This window comes from Pseudomonas sp. DG56-2 (assembly GCF_004803755.1).
Lineage (GTDB): Bacteria > Pseudomonadota > Gammaproteobacteria > Pseudomonadales > Pseudomonadaceae > Aquipseudomonas > Aquipseudomonas auratipiscis.
This window is the reverse complement of sequence record NZ_CP032311.1, coordinates 2035617-2043691: the sequence shown is the minus strand read 5'-3', so window position 1 is coordinate 2043691 and position 8075 is coordinate 2035617. Positions and strand designations below refer to the sequence as shown.

The window sequence follows — 8075 nt, the reverse complement described above, 5'->3', positions numbered from 1 at the left end:
GCGAGAACGCCCGCGCCGGCCTGATCCCGTTGCCACACAAGGAATTTTCATGTCTCTACACCCGGACCTCGCCGCTTTCCTGGAACTGGCCGAATTCGGCCGCCTCACGGGCAAGAGCAAGCCCATGCACGAACTGAGCGTCGAGGCCGCCCGCGCCGAGTTCGAGGCCACCTCAGCGATCCTCGATCCAGCCCCTCCGGCCGACCTCGAGGTGCTCGAACTGACGTTCACCACCCGCGACGGCATCCACCTGCCAGCGCGGCTGTACCGCCGCAGCACGACGGCCGCTGGGGCGCAACCGCTGACGTTATACTTTCACGGCGGCGGTTTCGTGGTCGGCAGCCTGGACTCCCACGACAGCGTATGCCGTCGCCTAGCCAGTACCGGCGCTGCAGCGGTGCTCGCCCCGGCCTATCGCCTGGCCCCTGAGCACCGGGCCCCGACCGCTCTGGATGATGCGCTGGACAGCGTCAACTGGCTGACCACAGTAGCTACCGAGCTGAACCTGGACATCAACCGGGTGTCCTTCGCTGGCGACAGCGTTGGCGCCACTCTGGCCACCAGTCTGGCCCTCATCGCCGCCGCTGAACCTGCGCGCATCACCGTGCAGCCGCTGTGCCAGTTGCTGTTCTACCCCGTGACCGACATGAGCCGCCAGCGCGCGTCGCACCGTTTGTATGCCGAGGGTTACCTATTGGAAACTGACACCTTGGAGTGGTTCTACAGCCACTATTGCGCCGCCCACCGCGACGACCCGCGGCTCTCGCCGCTGCTGGTCAAGCACCTGCCGGTCATGGCCCCGGCCTACATCAGTCTGGCGCGCTTCGACCCGCTGGTGGACGAAGGCCTGGCCTACGTCGAACGCCTGCGTGCCAGTGGTACCCAGGTTCACCTGGAAATTCAGGAAGGCCTGACCCACGACTTTCTGCGCATGACCGGTATCGTCGCCGAGGCGGCGCAGGTCTACGAACACTGCACGGACTGGCAGGCCAGCCAGGTGATCCGCGAAGAGGTCGAAACTGGTTAAACAACGTCAGCAGCGTGCAAATATTTGCGCTAACCATCGCCCCCACAACAAAAAAACGCCCGATGCAAACATCGGGCGTTTTTCTTCGCACACCGTTACAACGATCGATCAGTCCCAGACACCTCGCAGGGTCAGCATGTAGTTACGCGGCGTACCGTAGTAGTTAGCATAATCCGGATGCGTCAGGGTGTCGTAGTACTTGCGATCGAACAGGTTGTTGGCGTTGAACGCCACCGTCCAGTGCGAATCTACCTTGTACTCGAGCATCGCATCCCACACGGCGTAGCCGCCTTGGGACATCTCTACCTGAGTCTTGGGAATTTCGTTCACGCCGCTGTACTCGATCTCGCCGCTGACGAAGTTGGCGCTCTGGATAGTTGCACCACCACCGACCTTCCAGTCGGACAGCTCACCCGGAAGCACGTAGGTGCTCCAGAACTTGGCCAGATGCTTGGGCGTCACGCTGCTGAAGATCGCGCTGTTGGTGCGGTCCTCGTTGCGGTTGTAGGTGTAGCCAGCCATCACTTGCCAGTTCGGCAGCAGCTCACCGCTGATTTCCAGGTCGATGCCCTTGCTGGTGACTTTGCCACGTGGCAAGTAACAGCAACTGCCGCCGTACATCAGCACTTGCTGGGCATAGCGCGGGTCGGGGGTCGCCTGGTTCTCGCGCTCGGAGTAGAACAGCGCCGCCGAGACGTTAACCGCACCGTCCCACAGCTCGCCCTTGACTCCGGTCTCGTAGGTTTTGCCTTCCATCGGATCCAGTGACGTGCCCGGTTGCGGACCAGCCAGAGACTTGGCCTGCGGGTTGAATATCTCCGAATAACTGACGTAAGTAGACCACTCTTCGTTCAAGTCGTAGACCAGACCACCGAACGGCACTACCTTGGTCGGCTCGCGATAGTCGACGATGTTTTTCACCGACCAGACGTCGGTGACCCTGTCCTTGGTCGAGTAGACTTGATCGTACTTATAGCGAGTGGCGCGTGCACCCACTATCAGCTTCAACGGATCAGCGAGTTGCAGGCGCAGGGTCGAATACAGGCCGTACTGTTTCTGCTTGTTCGGGCTGTAGTCACGCCAGAACTCCTTGTCCATGGTGCCTTCCACCCATGGCTGGGTGGCTGGGCCGAAACGACCGCTCATGCCGTCGGCAGCGCGCCAACGGGCTCGAATGGACTGCGCGTCGGCACCAATCAGCAGCTCGTGCTCGCGGCCCAGCATATCGAACTTGCCAGAGAGGTTCATGTCCAGCACGGTCTGGTCGGTCTTGGCACGCTGGTAACTACCCGCCCAGTAAGGTCCGCTTCCATCGGCCCTGTCGATGTTGCCATAGATGAATGCACCCTGGCTCTCCACGGTTTCGAATACGTGGGTCAGCGAGGTATTGAACTTCCAGTCATCACTGAAATAGTGGTCAAGTTTGAAGAACAGCTCATTGGAAGAGTGATCGGAATACGACCAGGTCGTAGTCGGCCAATAGCTGCGGCTGTAGTTCGGACTCTTGCCATCGGAGTAGAACGGCAGGCCATCACCGGTGCCAGTTTCCTTGTTCTTCTCCAGGCGGCCACCGAGGGTGATCATGGTGTCGGGCGTCAGGTCTGCCTCGAGCACACCATAGACCGTCGGGTTCTCGGTACCGCGGTTATCCATGAAGTACTGGCGGTCGGTGTAGGCAGCGACCAGCCGGCCACGCAACGCTCCATCGAATGCGAGCGGACCGGTAACATCGACCTGCGAGCGGTAGTTGTCCCAGGAGCCGGCCGAGGCATCGAATTTGAGCTGGTAGTGGTCCAATGGGCGCTTGCGCACCAGGTTAATGATGCCGCCTGGGTCGCCCACACCACCGAACAATCCGGCAGAGCCGCGCAGCACTTCGATGTGGTCGAACTCGGCAAGGTTGTACAGCTGGTTGGAATAGCCACCGTTGGCGTCGAGGCTGGAAGCGCCGTCGATCTGGATGTTCTTGATCTCGAAACCACGCGAATAGTAACGCGGCATGCGGTAGTTGAAGTTTTTGACGGTGATGCCGGGGGTGGCGCGCATTGCATCGCCCAAGCCAGTAATCTGCCGGTCCTTGAGGGCCTGGGCGGTAATCACCGACACCGATTGCGGCGTCTCGCGCAGCGACATCGGCGTCTTTGAGCCGACGCTGGTCAGCCCTGGCGTGTAGGAGCCTGAGTGCTCGGTGGATTCACCCATCCCTTGGCCGACGACGCTAGTCGCGCCCAGCTCCAGTGTCGCCCCCGAAGCGGACCCCTTTGGGCTGCTTAGGATGACCGTGTCGTTCTCGATGCGGTAGGTCAGGTTGGCATTCTTGAGCATGGTGTCCAGCGCGGTGCTGGGTTCCATGTTGCCGGAGACCGGTACAGAACGCTTGCCGCTGACCAGGCTCGGCTCGAACAGGAACTGCAGGCCGGTCTGATAGCCCAATTGGGTCAGCGCTTCATTGAGTGGCATTGCCGGGACGTTTACCCGACTTTCCTGCGCTTGAGCAACATTCCCCATGCCCAATGCCAGGCCTAGCACGATAATCGACGTGCAGCTGCGCAGCCGTTCCTTCTGCCACGAGCAAAAACGGCCCGTCAATGCGTGTCGTTCAGATTTCATTTCTTCGAATCGCTCCCGTGTTGCGGTCCAAGTGTTGGAAATCGTCGCCTCTGGAGGGCAACTGATAGAGGGCACAGCCCCTGATTCGAGTACGTTCACAGCCATACATGCCGGGTGGCACGGCAGCAAAGCGGATGGACTCGCTGACTAGACGAAGTGAATCTGAACGAAATTAGGAATATTTATCTTTTGATACGTTTCACAAAACGCAGCCTCTGCGTCGAGCAGATTGCAAAACGTGCATCTATGCGCTGCAGGCGCAGGACAGAGGATATCAGCGAGTCTCACCACTGACATCCCGGATTGAGGCGTTCCCCGTCTTCATCAAGGCTTTGATCCATAAGCAAATAATCCATTGAACAGCAGCCATCATTCATTAAAGAGTTAATGTGCCTTATTTGAAAGTCAGCGCTGCAGGTATGGGATTAAATAGGCAAGGCCCAGACCTTCGGAGCACGCTCAATGTTTCTACCTATCCGCCCACGCACGCCTATTTCCCGCTGTGCAATGGGACTGTTTACCTTAGTCAACAGCTTCGCTTTACCCGCTTACGCGGATCTTCTGCAGGACAGCCACGCGAGCCTGGAGGCGCGTACTGTTTACTTCAACAGCGACCTGCGCGACGGTAGAACAGCCAATCCGCAAGGCGCGTCAAAGCACGACGAGAGCGCCCAAGGTTTTATCTTCAAACTGCAATCGGGTTATACCGAAGGCGTCATTGGTTTCGGCGCAGATGCCTTGGCCATGCTGGGGATCAAACTCGACTCCAGTGCCGCCGACAGTAACAGCGGCCTGCTGCCCTCAAGTGGTCACCACCCGCGGCATGCCGCCGACCAATACGCCAAGGCAGGTATTGCGGGGAAGGTGCGTTTTTCCCACACACAACTTAAATACGGTGCGCTGCTACCGGACATGCCGCTGTTAAAGTACGACGACACCCGACTCCTGCCGAGTATGTTTCACGGCAGCCAACTGGTCAGCGAGGAAGTTGCCAGGTTGAAATTCAGCGCTACTCGATTGCAGCGTTATACCGCGCGGGACTCCACTGATGCTCAAGACATTCGCTTGAACTGCAAGAACAAGCGCTACGTCTGCGATACCACCGGCAATCGTTTCGAGGCCTACCAGGCAGACTATCAACTCAATCGCCAGTTCGTACTGCAATATGCTCAGGGCGAACTGGAGAATGTCTATCATCAGCGCTTCTTCGGTATTTTGGGCAGTGAGGCCCTTGGCGCTGGAAAGATCAACGCCGACATACGCTGGTTTGACAGCTATGACGATGGCTCGGCGCGCGCCGGTAAAATAGACAACCATGCCTTGAGCGCGATGCTCGCCTATTCCCGTGGTTACCAGACATTCAGTGCTGGCTGGCAGAGTTTGAATGGAAGTAGCTCGACGCCCTACCTTGATGGCAGCACACCCTACTTGGTCAACTACGTACAGTACAATGACTTCGCAAATACCGAAGAGCATTCCTGGCAACTGCGGTACGACATCGACCTGACCGGCGTCGGCGCTCCCGGTTTCAACATCTTGACCCGTTACGTTAGCGGCGACCATATAAAACTTGTCAACAACCAGGAAGGCAAGGAATGGGAACGTAACATAGAGTTGAAATATGTAATTCAGACCGGCTCCTTCAAAAACCTCAGCCTGCGTCTACGCAATGCCACCTATCGCACAAACTATGCGCAGTCAGCCCGGGATGTGGATGAGATTCGTCTGATTGCCAGCTACAACTTCTCGATCATCTGACTGACTATCAAGCTGCTGATAAACAACATTTTTTACCCGCAAATAATAACGCCACATCTCATTATTCGCTGAATAATCATCAAACCTTAGCTTGCCGACTTGTTTCCCCGACACAACCCTCTTAGCGTTGACTCATGCCGTGACAACCGAACACCGACAGCAGAGGCTCCGCGACATCACTGCGTAGTCTGATCACATTGAAAGCCGACTGTTCTCAATCACTTGGAGATCCCCATGAGCGATTCCATCGTTAACCTATGCCCGAAACACTTCGACCGCAAAACGACTGCACTGTTATTTACTGACCCACAAGTAGAAGTGCTGACCGACCAAGGAGGCGCCTGGCCTTTTGTAAAAGATGCGGTATTGGCCAACCGTACGGTCGAGAATATCGAACGGCTTTTCCAGACGGCAAAGCAACATGGTTATGAGGTTTTCGTCTCGCCGCATTACTACTACCCCACCGACCATAAGTGGCACTTTCATGATCCACTGAGTGAAGTCATGCATGCCAACCGCATGTTCGAGCGCGGCAGCCCATTGAGCTTGCAAGGCTTCGTTGGCTCAGGGGCGGATTGGGTTCCAGCGTTGCAACCGTATATCGAAGACGGCAAGACCATTGTTTGTTCGCCACACAAACTTTATGGGCCGCAGTCCAACGATCTGATATTGCAGTTGCGCAAGTTCGGTATCCAGAAAGTCATTCTTGGCGGCATGCTCGCCAATATGTGTGTCGAGGCCCATGCCCGCGAACTGCTTGAGCAGGGCTTCGAATTGATCATTGCCAAAGATGCAACGGCGGGGCCGCGCCACGCTGAATGGGGTAATGGCAATGTATCAGCAGATATCAACTTCCGTTACTTGTCCAAAGATGTGCTCAGCACCGACGAGATCATTCAGCGTTTAACCCCTGCACCTGCCTCCAAAGCAGACGAGCAGCGCTGCAAACAACGATAACGCGCGATTGAAAAACTTTCTTCCCCCTCAAAGGAACACCCTCATGACCCGGTCATTAAGAAAGACGTTGATCACCGCCTGTATCCTGACCTCAATCAGCATGTTGCCCCTGCAGTCCTTTGCCTCGCAGGCCGTCGACTCCACGCTCTATTCAGTCAATCGTGGCGATCCGTCACTCCAAGCCAACGGCAAATACATTGACGAGATGGTTGCGGACTTCATGAAGAAGAACGATTTGCCTGGTTTGTCGATGGCGATCGTTCAAGCGCCTTACATTCCCCGTGCAGCAGGCTATGGCCTGGCGACAGAAACCAATGACGAACTTGCATCAATCAAAACCATCTGGAACGTAGGTCAGATCACCCAGGCGTTTACCGCCGTGTCCATTTTCCAGCTTGTGGAGATGGGCAAGCTTGATGTCAACGACAAGGTGGCCGCCTACCTCAGCGATACGCCAAGCAGTTGGCAGGACGTGACCATTCTCGACCTGCTCCAACACGCCTCCGGTATTCCCGACTTCAGGCACCATGGCTATGACGCCAACACCGCCTACACTCCGGACAAACTGGTCGATTTGGTAAAAGGTGACCCGCTGATATTCAAACCAGGCACCAAGGTCAAGGACAGTGCGACCGATTTCATTTTGCTCGGTCAAATTATCGAAAATACCAGCGGGATGAGCTACGAAGACTTCGTCTGGAAATACCAGATTCAACCGTTGGGCTTGAAAAGCACGATGTTTGTGGCAGACATGCAAAGCAAACTCCACCTTGATCGCCCTACCCCCACCAAAGTCAAAAACCAGCATTCAAAATTCAAGGCTGACCAGACCTTTATTGACCCACTAGAGACGGCAACAGGCTACAAGTCGATCAACGGAAAAAATACAGCGGTCAGCCTTGAAGCATCCAACAACCTGTACGCCTATGGCGGCCTGTGGTCTTCAGCGGAAGATATCAGTCGCTGGGATATCGCCCTTGCGGGCAGTGTGCTGCTCAAGGATGCCGCACACCGCGACACGATCTACAAACCCGCAAAGCTTAAAAATGGCGCAGTGGTCCCGGCGATGGCCGGCTGGGAATTCACCAAACATCCCGGGTTCCTTGAAATCAAGGGCAGCAATGCGGGGTTCAGTGCTTATCTGAGTCGGTTTACTGCTGGCGATGAACTGGTCTGCGTCACGCTCATTACCAACAAGCAAGACGTCGATATGACGGCTCTGGCCCGTGACATTGCCGAGGCCTACAAGCCTGGCCTGGGGTCGGGGCTGGACTCGGACAAAGTGGTCAACCAGGAAAGCAAATTCAGCGTCGACGAGACCATCGCCCGTCTGAAGAATGATCTTCAGAGCAAGAAGATCCCTGTCTTTGCCGAATTCGACCACGAGAAAAATGCCCGCGGTACAGGCATGAACGTGCGGCCGACCAAGGTGCTGGTATTGGGAAACCCCAGCGTCGGCACCAAGCTGATACTGGATAAACAAGGCGCGGCACTCGATCTGCCGCTTCGCGTTGCGGTCTGGCAGGATGAACGGGGCCGGGTGTGGGCGGGTTATGAAAACCTTGATCAACTGTCGCAGAAGTACGGCGTAACGGACAGCGTCACCCTGAACAAGATCAGTCAGTTCATGAGCACCTTGGTCGGCAACGCTGTGAGCGTCTATCAACAGTGATCCGACGTCGCATGCAATGATCCAGTTGTCTGTCCGCTGCAGAACGCAGCA

General features: G+C 56.5%; 5 protein-coding genes. 4 read left to right on the top strand and 1 reads right to left on the bottom strand.

Translation table 11 applies throughout. From position 1 onward, the window contains the following. The first annotated feature begins 49 nt into the window (after window positions 1-49). Complete coding sequence (locus D3Z90_RS09385) at window positions 50-1027, top strand: alpha/beta hydrolase (protein ID WP_136475479.1); 978 nt, start codon at window positions 50-52, stop codon at window positions 1025-1027. Between the two features lie 108 nt (window positions 1028-1135). Here the strand turns inward: D3Z90_RS09385 and D3Z90_RS09380 are convergent, their stop codons facing one another. Next, window positions 1136-3637: a TonB-dependent siderophore receptor gene (locus tag D3Z90_RS09380; protein WP_136475478.1), complete on the bottom strand. Its 2502-nt coding sequence runs from the start codon at window positions 3635-3637 to the stop codon at window positions 1136-1138. Window positions 3638-4099: 462 nt separating this feature from the next. Between D3Z90_RS09380 and D3Z90_RS09375 the strand changes: the two genes are divergently transcribed. From D3Z90_RS09375 to D3Z90_RS09365, 3 genes are all read left to right on the top strand, one after another. After that, window positions 4100-5395, top strand: a complete 1296-nt coding sequence (locus tag D3Z90_RS09375) for an OprD family porin (protein WP_136475477.1) — start codon at window positions 4100-4102, stop codon at window positions 5393-5395. Window positions 5396-5629: 234 nt separating this feature from the next. After that, window positions 5630-6352, top strand: coding sequence for a cysteine hydrolase (locus D3Z90_RS09370; protein WP_136475476.1), 723 nt, complete (start codon window positions 5630-5632; stop codon window positions 6350-6352). Window positions 6353-6395: 43 nt separating this feature from the next. Then, window positions 6396-8024, top strand: a complete 1629-nt coding sequence (locus D3Z90_RS09365; RefSeq protein WP_136475475.1) for a serine hydrolase — start codon at window positions 6396-6398, stop codon at window positions 8022-8024. Window positions 8025-8075: the final 51 nt, after the last annotated feature.